Origin of the sequence: Sphingobium sp. CCH11-B1, from assembly GCF_001556865.1 — a bacterium.
Classification (GTDB): Bacteria; Pseudomonadota; Alphaproteobacteria; order Sphingomonadales; family Sphingomonadaceae; genus Sphingobium.
The window spans coordinates 1-16,082 of sequence record NZ_LSJY01000159.1; the positions used below are offsets into that span (position 1 = coordinate 1).

The 16,082-nt window shown below is 62.1% G+C and carries 20 protein-coding genes; 6 read left to right on the forward strand and 14 right to left on the reverse strand.

From position 1 onward, the window contains the following. Positions 1-98: 98 nt before the first annotated feature. On the reverse strand, positions 99-1,205 hold the full coding sequence (locus AX724_RS16320) for a DUF3800 domain-containing protein (RefSeq protein ID WP_066768239.1): 1,107 nt from the start codon (positions 1,203-1,205) through the stop codon (positions 99-101). Between the two features lie 12 nt (positions 1,206-1,217). Then, positions 1,218-1,685 (reverse strand): hypothetical protein, encoded by a 468-nt coding sequence (locus AX724_RS16325; RefSeq protein ID WP_066768241.1) that lies wholly within the window; start codon positions 1,683-1,685, stop codon positions 1,218-1,220. 183 nt (positions 1,686-1,868) lie between these two features. On the opposite strand from AX724_RS16325, the gene AX724_RS16330 reads away from it, so the two are divergent. Continuing rightward, positions 1,869-3,587, forward strand: a complete 1,719-nt coding sequence (locus AX724_RS16330; protein WP_066768243.1) for an ATP-dependent nuclease — start codon at positions 1,869-1,871, stop codon at positions 3,585-3,587. Continuing rightward, complete coding sequence (locus AX724_RS16335) at positions 3,580-4,995, forward strand: UvrD-helicase domain-containing protein (protein ID WP_066768249.1); 1,416 nt, start codon at positions 3,580-3,582, stop codon at positions 4,993-4,995. The genes AX724_RS16330 and AX724_RS16335 overlap by 8 nt, the downstream gene beginning before the upstream one ends. An 82-nt stretch (positions 4,996-5,077) precedes the next feature. Here the strand turns inward: AX724_RS16335 and AX724_RS16340 are convergent, their stop codons facing one another. The 7 genes from AX724_RS16340 to AX724_RS16370 form a co-directional block, all read right to left on the reverse strand. Next, positions 5,078-5,842: a hypothetical protein gene (locus AX724_RS16340; protein WP_066768252.1), complete on the reverse strand. Its 765-nt coding sequence runs from the start codon at positions 5,840-5,842 to the stop codon at positions 5,078-5,080. Beyond that, positions 5,839-8,223: a hypothetical protein gene (locus AX724_RS16345; protein WP_066768254.1), complete on the reverse strand. Its 2,385-nt coding sequence runs from the start codon at positions 8,221-8,223 to the stop codon at positions 5,839-5,841. Before AX724_RS16345 ends, AX724_RS16340 begins: the two co-directional genes overlap by 4 nt. Beyond that, positions 8,220-9,734: a hypothetical protein gene (locus AX724_RS16350; protein ID WP_066768256.1), complete on the reverse strand. Its 1,515-nt coding sequence runs from the start codon at positions 9,732-9,734 to the stop codon at positions 8,220-8,222. The genes AX724_RS16345 and AX724_RS16350 overlap by 4 nt, the downstream gene beginning before the upstream one ends. A gap of 69 nt (positions 9,735-9,803) precedes the next feature. Next, complete coding sequence (locus AX724_RS16355; protein ID WP_066768258.1) at positions 9,804-10,541, reverse strand: YoaK family protein; 738 nt, start codon at positions 10,539-10,541, stop codon at positions 9,804-9,806. Between the two features lie 7 nt (positions 10,542-10,548). Continuing rightward, a complete protein-coding gene (locus AX724_RS16360) occupies positions 10,549-10,851 on the reverse strand; it encodes a DUF167 domain-containing protein (protein ID WP_066768260.1) in 303 nt (100 codons plus the stop codon). Beyond that, a complete protein-coding gene (locus AX724_RS16365) occupies positions 10,851-11,159 on the reverse strand; it encodes an alkylphosphonate utilization protein (RefSeq protein WP_066768261.1) in 309 nt (102 codons plus the stop codon). Before AX724_RS16365 ends, AX724_RS16360 begins: the two co-directional genes overlap by 1 nt. 21 nt (positions 11,160-11,180) lie before the next feature. Next, on the reverse strand, positions 11,181-11,444 hold the full coding sequence (locus AX724_RS16370; protein ID WP_066768278.1) for a helix-turn-helix domain-containing protein: 264 nt from the start codon (positions 11,442-11,444) through the stop codon (positions 11,181-11,183). Positions 11,445-11,619: 175 nt separating this feature from the next. Between AX724_RS16370 and AX724_RS16375 the strand changes: the two genes are divergently transcribed. After that, positions 11,620-11,832, forward strand: coding sequence for a hypothetical protein (locus tag AX724_RS16375; RefSeq protein WP_156448120.1), 213 nt, complete (start codon positions 11,620-11,622; stop codon positions 11,830-11,832). After that, complete coding sequence (locus AX724_RS16380; RefSeq protein WP_066768263.1) at positions 11,825-12,736, forward strand: fused MFS/spermidine synthase; 912 nt, start codon at positions 11,825-11,827, stop codon at positions 12,734-12,736. Before AX724_RS16375 ends, AX724_RS16380 begins: the two co-directional genes overlap by 8 nt. A 94-nt stretch (positions 12,737-12,830) precedes the next feature. On the opposite strand, the gene AX724_RS16385 is transcribed toward AX724_RS16380, so the two are convergent. After that, on the reverse strand, positions 12,831-13,034 hold the full coding sequence (locus AX724_RS16385; protein WP_066768266.1) for a DUF5818 domain-containing protein: 204 nt from the start codon (positions 13,032-13,034) through the stop codon (positions 12,831-12,833). A gap of 149 nt (positions 13,035-13,183) precedes the next feature. On the opposite strand from AX724_RS16385, the gene AX724_RS16390 reads away from it, so the two are divergent. Together AX724_RS16390 and AX724_RS16395 are read left to right on the forward strand one after the other, a co-directional pair. Next, a complete protein-coding gene (locus tag AX724_RS16390; RefSeq protein WP_066768268.1) occupies positions 13,184-13,570 on the forward strand; it encodes a hypothetical protein in 387 nt (128 codons plus the stop codon). An 84-nt stretch (positions 13,571-13,654) separates the two neighbouring features. Further along, positions 13,655-14,317 carry a UPF0149 family protein gene (locus AX724_RS16395; protein WP_066768270.1) on the forward strand — a complete coding sequence of 221 codons (663 nt, stop codon included), beginning with the start codon at positions 13,655-13,657 and terminating at the stop codon, positions 14,315-14,317. A gap of 28 nt (positions 14,318-14,345) precedes the next feature. Here AX724_RS16395 and AX724_RS16400 read toward each other — a convergent pair whose 3' ends face one another. The 4 genes from AX724_RS16400 to AX724_RS24975 form a co-directional block, all read right to left on the reverse strand. Further along, the gene (locus tag AX724_RS16400) at positions 14,346-14,846 is read right to left on the reverse strand and encodes a hypothetical protein (protein WP_066768272.1); all 501 of its coding nucleotides are present in this window, start codon (positions 14,844-14,846) and stop codon (positions 14,346-14,348) included. 145 nt (positions 14,847-14,991) lie between these two features. Then, complete coding sequence (locus tag AX724_RS16405) at positions 14,992-15,285, reverse strand: type II toxin-antitoxin system RelE/ParE family toxin (protein WP_066768274.1); 294 nt, start codon at positions 15,283-15,285, stop codon at positions 14,992-14,994. Further along, a complete protein-coding gene (locus AX724_RS16410) occupies positions 15,285-15,554 on the reverse strand; it encodes a type II toxin-antitoxin system ParD family antitoxin (RefSeq protein ID WP_066768276.1) in 270 nt (89 codons plus the stop codon). Before AX724_RS16410 ends, AX724_RS16405 begins: the two co-directional genes overlap by 1 nt. 138 nt (positions 15,555-15,692) lie before the next feature. After that, the gene (locus AX724_RS24975; protein ID WP_443018732.1) at positions 15,693-15,878 is read right to left on the reverse strand and encodes a hypothetical protein; all 186 of its coding nucleotides are present in this window, start codon (positions 15,876-15,878) and stop codon (positions 15,693-15,695) included. Positions 15,879-16,082 lie beyond the last annotated feature (204 nt).

The window sequence follows — 16,082 nt, forward strand, 5'->3', positions numbered from 1 at the left end:
TTCAGGGGCTTGGTCGGAGCGGAGCGGAGATAGAGCCCGGTGCCCGCTTGCGGGCATCCGCCCCGCCCGTTCGTCGTAATCGCCTGTCCGGGCGAGCATCATCCGTCATGATCAAGGTCCAGCCATGGCGGTAACCTGAAGACCGGCACGCCCATTTTCTCCAGCGCGGTATCGGTGAAAACGAGGTTGATCCCTCGGCCCTGGGTCTCTTCGGTCAGGCCCAGCAGGGCAAAGAAAGCATCCCGGAGTTTGGGGCTGAGCTTGCGACGTTTGGCCATGGCGTCACGGGCAAAACGCATCGCACATCCCGCGAGAAGGTCGGAAGCCTGGAGGTGGATGTCGCTTGTGCTGGCGACAAAGCGAAGAGCCGCAGCACCGGAAAGATCATAATCGGCGAAGAGCGCGGACGGCGCATTCCCCTGCCGGGCGAGTTCTTCCATGAGCGCCTTGGTGTCCGCGAGGATGCGGCCATATTGCAGCTGCTCGTCATGAACCAATGTGATGCCGTCGAGCCCATCGGGCCGTGACAGGTTGATGCGGGCGTAGATATTGGTGAGGCATGTCAGATTGGGCAACATCCAGACCATGCGGTCGGTCTCGGTGCGATCGGCAAGCGGCAGGAAGTCTTCCAGCTTGGACTCGCCCAGATTGAGGCGGTCCCGTGCTTCCATCGTGAGGAATTGCGCGATGCGGGCGACATCCTCGTCCGAGGCATCGAGCCAGGTCCAGAGCGCGTTCAGGAGAGTACGGATCGCGTCGATAGAGTGCACGCGACAGGCCGCGATATAATCGAGGAGGATCTGGTCCGAGGGCTCGTCGGTCAGGAATTCCGCGACGGCATTGCGTACCGGCATGGGAACATGATCGAGCCCGATACCGCCGCAGAGCAGATGGTTCACGATATGGATGGCGATGAAGAAGCGCTTGTCGACCAGTTCGATGAAGACCGGGCAGTCGCAGGCCCCGAGATAAGCCACGAGGTCGGTCACGAATTGTGGAAGCCGCGCCATGTCCGATTTGAGTTCACCGGGTCCGCAGCGATGGAGGATGCGCAGTCGCTCCATCTCATCGGCGAGCCCCTGCTCGTCGACCACGCCGATACAGGCGAGCGCGAAGACCGGCTGGTTGGCGAAATCGAGGGCCTTGGCCGAGGCAAGGTCGCCGCTATGGCCGCTCTCGTCGATAAAATAGGTGGAGGGTTTCATCGCGCTACGCCGTCAGTAGGTGCGGTCATAATCACCGCCGAACTCGCCCAGCGCCGCCAGTTCACCCAAAACGGCGATGGTCAGCTCGAGCAGGCGGCGCATCCGGACGGGATCGTCCCATTGGTCGTGGCCATGTTTGCCGCCATGGAAGAGATTGTTGCGCACGGTCTTGGCATAGGCGACGACCCGATCGAGATCGGCCGTGTTGGGAGAGAAAGGCACATCTTCGAAGCCATGATCCGGATCACCGACGATCTGCCTTCGGGGCTTCTCGGCAAGCAGCGCCTTGCCGGCAGGGGTCAGGGCATAAGCGACGCGATGCGCACTCACGAACTTGTCCCAGTCGGGCTCGGCGCGCGCACCGATGGCGTCGTTCTTGAGGAAGCGCTTTTCCTTCAGGGCGAACTCGAAGCGGGAAAACCAGTAGAAAAAGTCGAAGGCCAGATTGCGCAGGTCCTGATCGATTTCATCACGGCGCATTGGGGTTGGGCTCCTGATAGGTGGGCCGGCGGGCCTTATGCTGGCGTCGGCATAGAGATCCGCGCAGGGCTGTGAAGATCTGGTGACACCTCAGCTCATGCAGCGGATTTTGACTATCGACTGACTATCGGCAGGCCAGTCCAGCCGCTAGTGATTCTGTCCTAAGGTGGGGGTATGGGCTGAATGGCGCGGATTCGTAAGATCGAGATCAGGAACTTCCGATCGATTGGACGACTGGACTGGTTTCCGCTTCCCGGCATCAACTGCCTGATCGGCCCTGGAGACAGCGGCAAATCGACTATACTCGATGCGATCGATTTTTGCCTCGGCGCGCGGCGGAATCTCACTTTTTGCGACGATGATTTCCACCGGCTCAAGCTTGAGCAGCCGATCCAGATCAGTGTGACGCTGGGGGAACTGGACAGTCATCTGCGTTCGATGGACGCTTATGGCCTGTATCTTCGGGGCTTCAATTTCCAGAGCGGCGTCATCGAGGATGAGCCCGGTTTGGGCCTTGATACGGTTGTCACCATCGAGCTGACAGTGGGCGACGATCTTGAGCCGCAATGGCAGCTTGTCTCCCCGAGAGCGGCGGGACTTGGACAGTCGCGCAATCTGAGCTGGGCGGATCGTGTGCGGCTTGCGCCGACCCGGCTGGGGCAATCGGGTGAGCACAATCTGAGCTGGAAGCGCGGCTCGATACTGAACAAGGTCTCCGAGGAGCGGGCCAGCGCCGCCTCAGCGATTGCGCAAGCCGCGCGAGACGCACGTATCGCCTTTGGCAACAAAGCGAAGGATCAGCTCGGCGAGGCGCTTGCCGCGGTCCAGACGACGGCGGGCAGGCTCGGTGTGCCCATTGCCGGGCAGGTTCAGGCCTTGCTCGATGCCCATGGTGTGAACTTCACCGGCGGGACGATCTCGCTGCATGGTGGGGACGGCGTGCCGCTGCGTGGTCTCGGACTGGGGTCGATCCGCCTACTCGTCGCGGGATTGCAGCGGCATGTTGCTGGCGATGCCCCGATGATCCTGATCGATGAGCTGGAGCACGGTCTTGAGCCGCACCGGATCATTCGCCTTCTGACTGAACTGGGTGCAAAGGAGGCGACGCCGCCTTTGCAGGCCTTCGTCACCAGCCATTCCCCTGTCGCGGTTCGGGAATTGTCGGTCAAGCAGCTCCATGTCGTTCGGCCGGGGCCCTTCGGGCATATGGTGTCATGGATGGGCCTCGCCGGCGATGTTCAGGGCACGGTGCGCAAATTCCCCGACGCATTGCTTGCCCGGTCGGTCCTCGTCTGTGAGGGCGCAAGCGAGGTGGGGTTGATCCGTGGGATCGATCTCTATCGTCAAGCAATGAATTGGCCTTCGCTGACAGCGCTCGGCGTAGCCCTTGTCGATGGCGGCGGGGATACGACCTTCACTCGCGCGATCGCCTTTCAGCAGATGGGCTATCGCACGGCGGTTCTGCGCGACAGCGACATCGCGGTTCATGGGGATCTCGAGGCCGGTTTCCTTCAGGCGGGCGGTCAGGTCTTCAAATGGGCCGATGGTCATGCGCTGGAGGATGAGCTGTTCATGTCCCTGTCGATCGGCGCCGCGAGACAGCTTCTCGAACGTGCCATCGATCTCAAGGAAGAAAGCGTCGTTGGCGATCATATACGGTCGGTTTCGCAAAACGGCTATCAGTTGGATGTTGTGAAGACGGCAGCGACATTCGGCAGCCTGGATGCTGCCACGCGTAACATGCTTGGTCGCGCATCACGGACCCGCAGGGGTTGGTTCAAAAGTGTCAGCGCCATGGAGGCCGTGGCGCTGGATATCATCGCCCCGGACCTGCACCAGATCGCTGGCACCAAGCTTCGCACGACCATCGACGCGCTTTTCCAATGGTTCGGCCATGTCTGATACCACGCCTGATTTGCTCGCGATCGCGCGCGGCGCGGTCGTCGCGCCTGCCGGCTGCGGCAAAACAGAATTGCTGAGCCGTGCCCTGTCGCGCCACGGGGAGAGCAAGCCGATTCTGGTGCTCACCCATACCAATGCAGGTGTCGCGGCATTACGGGGACGGCTTGATCGCGCCAGCGTGCCGCCCCGCCATTACAGGCTCGCGACCATCGATGGATGGGCGATGCGCCTGATCAAGACCTTTCCGCTTCGCTCGGGCCATGATCCGGCGATCCTCGAGGGGCGAACACCGGGCTATGTCGCGATCAGGCGGGCGGCGGCCCAGCTTCTTGCATCGGGCCATGTGTCCGATGTGATCCAGGCCAGTTACGCGCGGCTGCTGGTCGACGAATATCAGGATTGTTCAGGTCTCCAGCACCAGCTGGTCTGCGCGCTCTCCACCCTCTTGCCGACCGCGGTCGTGGGCGATCCCATGCAGGCGATCTTCGGTTTCGATCGCAATGACCCGCTTGCGGACTGGAATGGCCAAGTGCTCCGCCATTTTGAGGTTGCCGGCACGCTGGGTGATCCCTGGCGATGGAAAAACGCCGGCACCGAGGTTTTCGGCCAATGGCTCCTCCATGTCCGCGACGAACTCCATGCCGGACGGAAGATCGACTTGCGGCAAGCGGTCCCCGAGGTGCGTTGGATCCAGCTCGACGGCAGCCAGAACGACCATCCAAAGCAGCTTGGCGCCTGCCAGAGCCGCTCACCTGCGACCGATGGCTCGGTCCTAATCATCGGCGACTCGCGCAATCCCGGGAGCCAGCAACGCTTTGCCAGCCAGACGCCAGGTGCGGTGACCGTCGAGGCGGTCGATTTGCGGGACCTGGTCTCGTTTGCCGAGGCGCTGGATCTGGCCGGCCCTGCGGCGACCGGCCAGATCCTCGATTTCGCGCAGAAGCTCATGACCAATGTGGGGACGGCGGAACTCACCCGAAGGCTTAGCAGCTTGCGCAGCGGCCAGGCTCGCAGGCAAGCCAATGAGGTCGAAGGGGCCGCCCTCGCCTTCGAGGCGGACCGATGCCACCAGCGGGTCGCCGGACTTCTTGTGGAGCTCAACAAACAAAGCGGCGCGCGTCTCTTTCGTCCGGCGGTGTTTCGGGCCTGCATGCAGGCGCTGCAACGCTGCGAGCGGGACGGAACGGCATTTGTCGAAACGGTGATCGCTATGCGGGAGGAGTATCGCCTCGTCGGTCGGTCACTGCCGCGACGGTCGGTGGGCAGCACCTTGCTGCTCAAGGGGCTGGAGGCCGATGTCGCGGTGGTTCTGGGAGCCGATGAACTTGATGCGCGTCATCTTTATGTGGCGATGACGCGCGGCTCCCGGCAATTGGTGATCTGTTCGCGGTCCCCGATCCTCGGCTGAAACGAGCGGTCAGACAGGATGCGCTTGAGGTTAGCATGAGCCCGCGGCGGCTCAGCCAGCAGACCGGTATGTCGGCGGATCGTCAGCGGATCGCATTGTAGCCGAAGGTCCCCTCGATCCAGGCGGTAGGAGGATGCTCGGCGGCGGCATAATCCCGAACGGCTTGCTCTGCCTCGCCTATAGGTCTGCCGATACTGGCGGCGGTCCAGATCTGGTCTATGAGTCCATGGTCCGCATGGACCCAGTCGATGATCGTAAAGCGGCTGTCGTCTGCGGCTTCCTTGCGCTGGAAGGATGGTGATATGCGCGCGGCGTTGTCGGTTGCGACGGTGAGAATCGATCCTTTCACGGGGTTTTTCGCGTCGAGTTTGTTGGCCGCAATGAGGGCGGTTCCCATGACCGGCAAGAGCGTCATGATCCCACTGCCCAGCGCCACGCAATCGTCCGAGCCGTCGCGTGCGGTCGCTTCGCGTATGACCTTGGGCCACAGGCCGGAAATGTCGGCGAACTCACCCTCTGCGATGGCGGCCCGTGCGAGGCAACCGGCGCGCGAGACATGGCGCATCAGGGAGACGGCGATCGCGGCGCATCGATCGAGTTCGGGTTCGTGAAAATCCGCAACGATGATAAAGCCGTCACCGAACTGATGCGCGAAAAGCCGGTCGCCATCGTCACGATAGACTTCGCTCCCCAGGCGATAGATGCCTTCCATGAGCGCGGTGAGACCCCGAACCGCCTTGTTTCCGCGATCCCAAAGCGTGCTGAAGCCTTCGATATCGATCCAGATCGACCAGCGCTTGCCTTCTTCGATCGCAGAAGGTGCGTGGTCTGTTGTCTCGCCTGTCATCCGCGATCTCCTTTGATGGTCGAACTGCGGCCCTGGGCGGTGGCAGCGCTCGCGTCCATCGGTGGAGCGAGGCCAAGCCGCTGCCCGATCGAGCGATCAAGGCCCGCGCGAATGTCCATCACCATATTGCCATGGAGTTCCGCGGGAGCCAGAGCGAGCAGCGAGATGATGCGCTGCCGCAGGCCGGGAATATATTTCAGGAACACACGATCTCTGGGGCGGTCCACCAGCGCGCGTTCGATGGCGTCGAGCGCCCAGAGAATCGTGGCCCAGCACTCCATGAAATCGACCGGCATCGCCTCATAGTCTCGCGCCAGCATGAGCCGGGTGATCGCCGGTTTGCGGCCGCAGAAGAAGCCTACCAGGACGCGAACAAGGAAACGCGGCCAGCCCAGCGCAGCGCTCGATGTCTCCAGCCCTTTGGGCAGGTCGCCGCAACGGCCCTTGTACATAAGGAAAAGGGTCCAGAACCGCAGCCTGAGCACATCACTCGAACCGAGCGGCTCGTCGCCTTCTTCGAGTCCTTCGGCATATGCCGTGACATGGCGCTCATAGAGGCGCGGATTGATCGGCTCGTGGCGTGGTTCTTCCTCGTCCGACGAGGCAGATGTGAGTGCCTGTGTGTCGGGACCATCCGCGTCTTCCTCCCCATCACTCTCGTCGGCCGGCGGGTCGAAAGCGGGGTCATAGTCATCATCAGCGCCTGGCAGGCTACCTCGGCCGGAGAGTAGATTGAGAAAGTCGCGGATGCTGTCGCTATAGGTTCCTGCAAGACTGTTGGCGCCGTCGCGCGCCTGGCGTCCCGCATCTGCCTTGGCCTGTGTGAAGTCCTCATAGCTGAGTGTGACGGGCGCAGCCATCTCGCTGTCGGGCTTCCGAACCTGGGGTCGGGTCGCCGAGAGCCTGGCGCGTTCCTGATCGGTGTCGAAATCCGCCCTGGCGAGGGTTTCGAAGGCCTGATGCATCCACAGGTCGAAATCAGCCCCGGTTGTGAAGGGTATGAGCGCGCGGGCAATCGCGCCCGTCGCCACTTCCTTGCGTCGACTGCGCAGAACCGCGCGATGGGTCACAGGGGCGATGGTTGAAAAGTCCTCGCCATCCACAAGGCGTGCGAAGCGCAGGACCGGAGCGACATCGGCGTCGATCGCTATCGTCCAGCGATCGGCCGAGTGCTGAAAGGCTGCGACAGGGATTGCCACCAGAAGCCTGGCATGACGATCGAGCAACTGGACATGCAGGGCCTCGCGATCGAAGTGTGCGGGTGCCCAGTGAAGGAGGCCGGAATCGAGTTCGAAGGTGCCGGGCTGACGGGCCTCGACATCTCGTAACGGAATTGGCGGTGTCTCCGCCGGTTCGGGCAGATCGTCGAGATCGAGGGCCTCGCCATCGAGCCATCGGTCAAGCGCGAGCGCTTCACGGGCGGTGCCGCGAGGCAAGCGGCGGTAGATACAGGCTTCGGCATTGGCGCCGACGGCACCGGGGCGGCCCAGCGCCGCGGCGGTGCAGTTTGAACTGCCCAGAAGAACATGGTCGTACCGCGCGGTCGCGGCGATGATGATCTTGGCGTGCGTGAAGCGGTACGACGGCCATTGGAGCGCAACGAGCCGCACTTTTCCTGCAAACGGCGCGTCCTTGGGGAATTCATGGGCGTCAGGATCGATCGGCAGAATGATTTTTCTGGGCGAAAGACGCCGGAAAAGGTCGGCAAGGGCGGCGAGATCGCTGTCCCAATAAGGGCTGATCACAACCAGCGTCTCGACCTTTTCGTCGCCGACGAACGAGACGAACTGATCGCCGATGCCAACTTCACCGGGGGCATGAAGAAAGGCTATGCCCGTGCCGTCGTCCAGTTCATGGAGGCTCTCCCCAATCGGACCATCGAGCCATGCTGCACGCTCACGTGCCCAGAGCAATGCATCACGCGCGGGCGATGGGGTCATGGGGACAAGTGCATTGAGATAGCGCCAGGCGGCACGGATGATCTCGCGCTCGGCGCTCTCTTCATCCCTGCACTCGATTTCGATGACGACTTCGGCGTTCCCCGCGAGACCCGAGGCAGTCAGGTTGGCGGAACTCACAAAGGCGCGCGCGCTTTCGCGGCCGATCTGCAGGATGATCTTGGGATGAAAAATGCCCTCGACGGCCGGTGGGCTATAGAGCGCATAATCGCGGCCGAGCGCGGTCGGCAGAGTCGATCCATCGGAGAGCGCAAGGGCCGCCATGCGGGCATCGGTGATGAGCAGGAGGTTGGAGGCCCCGCTCGCCATGAGCTGGGGCAGAAGGATTTCCTCGACAGCCGCAAACTCGACGGCGAAGCTCGTGGCGACAGCGCTGTGGAACGGGCGGCCTAAACGGCGGCCAAGGCGATCGGGAAGCTTCATCGCGCCGCCTCCAGCACCGCCATGCCGAGGGGGGTGAGACCATTTTCATCGAGCAAATGGATGTCGGCGAGGAACTGGATCGCCGGTTGCAGGCGCGGCGTGGTCGCGACGGGCTGATAGGCGCTCAGATAGAGGAACCGGTTGTCCCTCTGCTCGAACAGGAAGGTATAATCGCGTTGGCGGCGCAGTTTCTGCATGGCGACCCAGCTGTGGCGGCGAACGACGCGCTCGAGCATATAGTCGGCGATGAGATCGGCGACGGCCTCCCCTTCCCTCTGCTCGAGCCAAGCGATTTCCGTCAGCAACGAATGCGCCGAGCCCCGGTCGGGGAGCCCCTGGCCAGCGGCCGCGGCAAGATCGGATCGGTCGGCGAGACGCTGCTGCAGTGCCGCCATGAGTTCGATGGCAACAAGCGCCTTGTCGGCGGGAGCGCCCCGCGCACTGGTCAAGATATCCCAGGCTTCTTCATAGGCAAAGGCCGTCGAATCGAGATCCATACGGATGCCGCGCCAAGTCTGAGGAAAGGCGTCTTTCTCCTGCGCGGCCAGATGATCGATGACCTTGGCCCGAATTTCGGGGAGCGAGCACCCATGAGGGGTGCTGTTGATGATCGCGATGGCCCATGCCAGAAGCGCAGCGCAGGCGACCTGCATCAGATCCTGGCACTGATAGGCTTCCCACTTGAGGCGTTGTGCTTCGAGATCGTCAGCCAACATCTGTGTGGGCGGTTCGAACAAATGCCAGCGAACGCGATCGGGGTCCGGCCATTCTTCAGCCGCCCGCGCCGCATCGAGGATCAGTGTCAGGGTCGCCGCGCGGCTGGGCGCGCTGTGCGGAGCGCCTTCCCCCCTGGCGAAGAGGAGCGTCTCGTAAAAGAGGCGCTCTTCGCCTTCAACATCGATTCGCGAGGGTATGATGGGCTCAAGACGTTCCAGATCGCGCAGACTGATTTGGGGATGGGCGATCTTGCGGCGCAGCAATTTGGCGAGGTCCGGTCCGATCGCCTCGGAGAATAGCGTGGCAGCGCGGAGGCCCAGATCGCGCGTCGCCACCTGGATTCCGTGTCTGTTCAGCGTGAACAAGCCCATCTCCGCCATCTGGCTGTAATAGGCGCCGCCGAAGACGCCGAGCGACTGGCGCAGATAGCGTTCTTGCGAGGGGTCGGTAGATGCAGCGCCGTCGAAGTCGATGATGCGGTCTGAGACAGCGAGCCGTCGGTTCGCCCAGTCGATACCGCCAACGCCGGTCTCATCGGCCTGCGCGGAGACCAGGGCATAGAGCGCTTCGGCACGCCGGACCCAGCTGCGCCATGCTTCGAAATCGTTGGTAGCGCCGCGGCGCGCATAGGTCTCGCTTAGCCAGCAATAATAGCCATAATAGCGCATGCGCAGTGTGACGTTGCTGATGCCGGGGAGAAGCGACTGATAGAGCAGCACGCCACTATTCTGCATCCCGAGCGGGTCGAGCCCGCGCTTGTCCGCTCGATCGGTCCATTGCGGTAGGAGATTCATCGGCCCTCTGTAACGGTTTCGGCCGAGGGCCTCATTTCACCATAGTCATGAGTGATGATGCGACGGTGATCAATCAAGCGGATCATTTGGCGAAATGATTTGGGCGCCGCTTTGCATGGAGGTTGCCGCGACGGCCGCGAGAACAAGGCCTGCGATCACGAAGCAAAGATCACCCACTATGCGCCATGCCAAGACCCCTGCGATCCCGCCCAGCAGGAAGGAGAGCACCGTGCCAGCATGAAGGTTCAACCGGGTCATAATCTCCCCGCGATCCACGGAGTCAGCCTTTCCGCGAAGGATATCGAGCATCCGGGCAAGGCCAATGCCGATATCGGTCGACATGCCCGAGATGTGCGTCGTGCGTACGCGGGCATTGGAGATATGCGTGACGATGGCGTTCTGCAGTCCCATCAGGAAGGCTAGGCCGATGATGAGCAAGGGTACACCGGCCGCGCGGTCGAGTGCCATGCGGGAGACGCCGAGCAATGCGAGTAGCGCCGCCTCCCCAAGGATGACACGCGCATAGATGGTGACGATAGCGCGTCGCAGGCCTGCGCCGATCGCCAGCGTCGAGACCATCGCTCCAGTGATGAAGGCGAGGATGATGGCGAGATAGCCAAGACCATTTGCCCATTGCCCCATGGCAAGCAAGCTGGACAAGGCCGACACGTTGCCGGTCATATTGGCCGAGAAGAAACCGACCTCATGAAAGGCGGCGGCGTTGAGCCCACCGGCGACGGCGGCGAGCGCGAAGGCCAGCTTCCGATCAAGCCGACTGTCCCGCGCATCGCCCTGACGGATCAGCATGGCGCTCTCATCGCGGTGCGGTCGCGATGCGAACGAGCTTCTTTCGTCCATTGCCACCGCGCAGCAATTCAAGCGCGGAAGCCGGCTGACCCAGTGCCTCGGCGAGAAGTCCCAGAATTGCTTCGTTGGCCTTACCGCCCTCCGGTGTTGCCGTGGTCCGCACGATCAACTCGGCTGCGCCGGGGACCGACGGCAATAGGATCGCATCAGCCGAGGCATTGGGGGTCGCACGGATCGCAAGGCGGCCCTCTCCATCTGCCAGTGCACGAATAGCCGCGGCAGATGGCATCGGGATCTTGCGCCGCGCCATCAGCGCTTGCGAACAAACTCGGCGCGCAGCACGAGGCCCTTGATACCGTCGAACTTGCAGTCGATTTCCTGATCGTCGCCGGTCAGACGGATCGACTTGATGAGGGTGCCGCGCTTGAGAGTTTGCCCGGCTCCCTTGACGTCGAGATCCTTGATGAGGGTCACCTGGTCGCCATCGGCAAGCACATTGCCGACTGCGTCGCGAACTTCCACTTGCACGGTGTTGCGCTGCCGCTCGGCCAGTTCGGAGGCAGGCATCCATTCCCCGCTCTCCTCGTCATAGACATAATCATCGCTGCTGTCGGTCATCTGTTCCTGTCCATCTTCAATTCAACGATGTGCTGGCGAGCAATCACGCAAGCGCACCCCGCGCCCGGCGCCATGGCTCGGCACATTTTCGCCGATCAGCTCGACACCTTCCCGCTCCAGCGCCGAGACGACCTTGACCAGCGTCTCCACGACGCCGCGCACCTGCCCGTCCGATGTCTCCATGCGCTGGATTGTGGGAAGCGACACGCCGGCCAGTTCCGCCAGTCGCTTCTGGTCAATCCCGAGCAGCGCCCGCGCCGCCCGCATTTGCTGAGAGGTGATCATTGCGGTCATATGATGTATAAAACATCAGATTTCAATCTTACAAATTTATATTCCATGTGCTAGCATTTATCTCATGGTCGAGTTTCAGAGCGGGCAAAGCGGGCGCGAGAATGTGAGCCGCAGAGTGCTGCGCGTGAACTCTATCCAATCTGTTGCGCGAATGATGGTGGGGTGATTGGCGAAGAGGTTCACGGGATTTCTCCTGCTGCAGAACATGCTGCTGAACGATTTCGTGCGCGAGGGCTTGGCGAGCCGGTCGCTGGGGCCAGAGGACGCCGAGAGGCTTTCAAGGCTGGAAGCGTTGAACGCCGTGGAACTCGCTCGATGGGAGCGCGATCTTTGCGGTCGCCCTGCGCAAACGCCTTTCGGGATGGCGCAGGATGGATGACGCGGTTCGCTTGATCGAATCGGTGTCCCCGGGCGGCGGCGCTGATCTGGACCAGTTCCACGACCTGCTCTTCGGCCTACGTTTCGAACGGCCCGAGCCGGGTTCGGACCTTCAGAAGCGGTTTGGGGGTGTCGGGCAAATTCCGATCGCTGTGGATACCCCTTTTGGTCCGACGGGACCGATGCTGTTCCGGTTCGGGGACATGCTCTCGCTGTTGTTCGACTGGACGACAGTGCAGAGCGGGATGAAGCTGAGCGACCCGGATCATCTCTTGTTTGACTATACACGGGTGATGATGGGCTTCCGGCTGTTCCGCCCCCATCCCCGGCGCATTGAGATGATCGGCCTGGGCGGTGGATCGCTCGCCAAGGCATGTTATCGGTGGCTGCCCGAGTGCGACATCACCGTGGTGGAGATCGACCCCGAGGTTATCGCGCTCAGGGATGAATTTCATGTGCCGGCGGATGATCACCGCTTCCGGGTCATCTGCGCCGATGGCGTGGATTATGTCGCGAGGGCCGGGGGCCGCCCCGATGTGTTGCTCCTCGACGGCTTCGATGGCCGCGGGCTTCCGCGGGCGCTGAGTGAGCGGGCATTCTATGACAACTGCCGGGAACGGCTCGGAAGCGCCGGCCTGCTGGTCGCAAATCTCTGCGACAATGAGACGGCGTTCGCCATTCTGAACCGTCGGATCGCGGCGAGCTTTGACGGTAGGGCGATCTCTATCCCGGCCGAACGACGCGGCAATCGGATCGTCTTTGCAAGCGCGGACTCGGCTTTTCCACCTTCGATCGAGACCCTTCGCTGCGCAGCGCACCATCTCGTGTCGCATGAGGTCGTCGATTATGCGGCAAAGGCACGGCGGATCGCGCCGGCGCTGGAGCGGTGGAAGCGTCGCGCCTAGACCATTGGGATATGGTTTTGCCAATGACGGCCGCAGCCAATGCGCGCCGCGGCTTTGTGGGGAGACAAAAAACCGGGCCGTGAGCCGGCAGCCGTCAGGCCGGACCGATCCAGAGCAGTTCGAGCAGGCTCGCCCCGCGCTGCCACGCTTCTATGCGCACAGACCGATCGCGATGAGGTTCGAGATTCTCGCCTGTGTCGAGACGCCAGATCGGACCATCATCGACTTCCAGCAAGGGGCCGCGTTCACTGATCCGGACGATCCCGCGCAGGCGCAGCGGCGGCTTGCTCGCGCTCATCGGCGTCGGTTCCAGGCACGGACTGCAAGTTTCGGGGGGCACGAGACGGGACCGGGATGGGCGCAAAAAACAGAACGGGACATGGGCAGCGTCATGCCATACGAAACAGGGCGGTTGCAATCCTGTTCATTTTATGTTCTCATGACTGCATGATCGAGAACTATTTCGCCACTTATGATTTCAACCTGCCGCTCAATGACGCGGCGGTGGATCCCGACCTGCCGTTCGTGCGTCGCCGGCTGGCGAGCCTTGCCGCGAGCGAGGGTCTCAATGGCGGCTATTATGAGGCGCAGGAACTGGCCGAAGCTTTTCTCGATGCAGCGCGCGAGGCCAATGCCGGGATCGAAGCGGATGACAGTCCGGCACGGGGTCGGCTGCGCGATATCCTAGAGCGCGATCTCGATTATCAAAGGGAACTGTTCGAGGAAGTCTGCCACTTGCCTCTGGCTGACGCCGCCGCACATCTCGTCTGGCTGACGGAGATCATGAAGCAGCGCGTCGATATGGCGCCCGTCATTGCTGCGGCGCTGGATTGATAGCGCCAGGGTGAAGACGGCTTGTCCTCGTCTACACCTGCAACGATACGATGACCGCCGGCGCCATCGGCGTTAATGTGCGCCATGGAGTCCGAACCCGCCTATCTCGATATTCTGGACCGCCGGTTGCTGGATCAGCCCGATGCGATGCTGATTTCGCAGCTGGACGGTTTTCTGACGGGAATTGTGGTCAGCCCGGACCTCATCACGCCAGGACAATGGATCCCGCTCATCTGGGCCGGTGACGAGGGCGATGGGGAACCGGAATTCGAGTCCGAGGCAGAACTGCAGGCGTTCCTCAACCTGGTGATGACTCATTACCACGCGATTATCGATTCGCTGGGGCATCCGGGGGCCTATGCGCCCGTTCTCGAAACCGACACCCGCACCGATGAGACATTGTGGGAGATGTGGATCGACGGCTTCGCACAGGCGATAGCGCTGTCTCCGGGCGGCTGGGCCCGCATCGAAGCGGACGACGATGCTGGTTGCCACGCGGCGCTAGCGGGCATCCGGACGTTACGAGACTTCGCCAAGGGCGAGCGTGATCTCAATCGGTCGGAGGAAAACCGATGGGATGCCGAGGCTCCGGATCTCATCCCGATCTGGGTGGAGATGCTGCATCAATGGCGGCTCGAGAATGATCCGCATCGTCCCGCGCCAGTTCGGCGTACGAGGGTCGGCCGGAACGATCCCTGCCCTTGCGGATCGGGCCGCAAATACAAGAAATGCTGCGGTGTGCATTGATCACCGGGGGCAGGATCGCGGGCGATGATCAAGCATGCCCTCCTACAGCGGGAATCGAGAGAACATAGCGCGCCTCATGCGGCCCCAATGTCGCGAGCAGCCTCCGTTCGGCGAGGATGGTGTCGTCCACGCTTTCGAAAGCGTCGATCGTGTAGGCGCCGCGGGCAAACTCTTCGGCCGGTTCAGGGACCATCATCGTATAGCGGGCCGGCCAGCAGCATAGGTGTAGCCAGGGCCAGCCGGGCGCTGATGGAGTGTATCTGGCAAAAACGATGCCGTCCGTGCGCAGGCTGGAGGGACGCCGGGAGAGCAGCGAGGGAGGGATGAGTTCAGAGCGTCGTTCGCGTAGAAAAGTCTCGAACTCATGCATTTCGGCAAGGCTTTCGAGGATGACCGGATAATAGCGGCCAAGCGCCAGTCCGTCTCCCGCGAAGCTGGCCGGGATGTCGATCAGCAGGATATCGGGCAATGTTGGAAGTGGTCGGAGATAGTAGATCCGCGTTGCCGCGAGTTGGTCGATCAGGCGCATAACCACGATAAGGCTGATGTGGGCAGGCAGGCGTCAAGCAGAGTCTCGGACAGAATGGCGCGATCTACTCGTTCCACGGGTGAACGTGCCCTCTTCCCAGCTTTATGCCGATGGTGGGACGGCGGCGAGCGAAGGGCCCGCGCAATCAACTGACCGAAAGGATGCCGCCGATATCACGTGCACCGTGCAAAATGCGCTGGATGCGGACGGTCGTCGGCTGCACCTCATAGAAGATCACATAGCTTCCGTGCGGCCTGGATCTCAGTCCCTCTCGAATGTCATGGCGAGCTGTGCCCAATTGCGGGAAATCCAGGAGTGCTTCGCACGCCGACTGCAGTTCATCGACGAAACTGATTGCCCGCGGGACGTTGTCCCGGGCAATGAAACTGGCAATCTCGGTAACGTCTGTCTCGGCTGCGGGAGAAAATTCCAGACGCATCAATTTTCCGCGACACCCGCTGCTATGTCGGCAATGCGCTGGCGCGCCTTTGCGAAAGCCTGTCCGGCGGGAATGCCGGGACCACTATCCGCACCGAGGTCGATCTCGGCACGAAGGGCGTCCAGCCGTGCCTGGCGCAATGCGTCCTGCTCCTCGAGGAGCCGCAGGCTATCACGTACAACCTCGCTCGCAGAAGCGTAGCGCCCGCTATGGACCTGCTGTTTGATGAAGCTCTCAAAATGAGAACCGAGAGTGAAGCTGGACGGCATGGACAAACTCCTGTTGGAAGGAGAAATATCACTTTATGATATCGGGGCGCAAGATTTCCCGCGCTTAGCCACACGGGATTCCGTCAGAACATGCACCGCCGCAGCTGGGTTCTGTCTGAAAGAGCGCGGCGCGATGTGTCAGGCAGCGAGCCGTTCCACGCCATCATTGAAGCGGTCGATCCAATCGCGCATCGTCGGACGCTCGGCGAGCGGGATGTCCGCTACGACGCGTTGAAAATCGATAAGATCGACCGGAGCGCCGCCGATGATGGCATCGACATCTGAGGCTGGTAACAGCCCGCGCTCGCGAATGAAGCGGGTCATTGATCCGGGGCGCTCACGCGTGGACTTCCGCCATAATCCCTCGACGGACACCAAACGCGGAGCTGCTCGCGCCTCGACCAGGACGATGAGCCTGAGGCACCATAAGGGCAGAGTCATCAACTCTGTCGTTTTCTGGGCCAGGCAAAGCCATTATGTCGCCATTGAGACGCTTCATTCTGTTTTGACCGTCGCGGCATCTTGGCC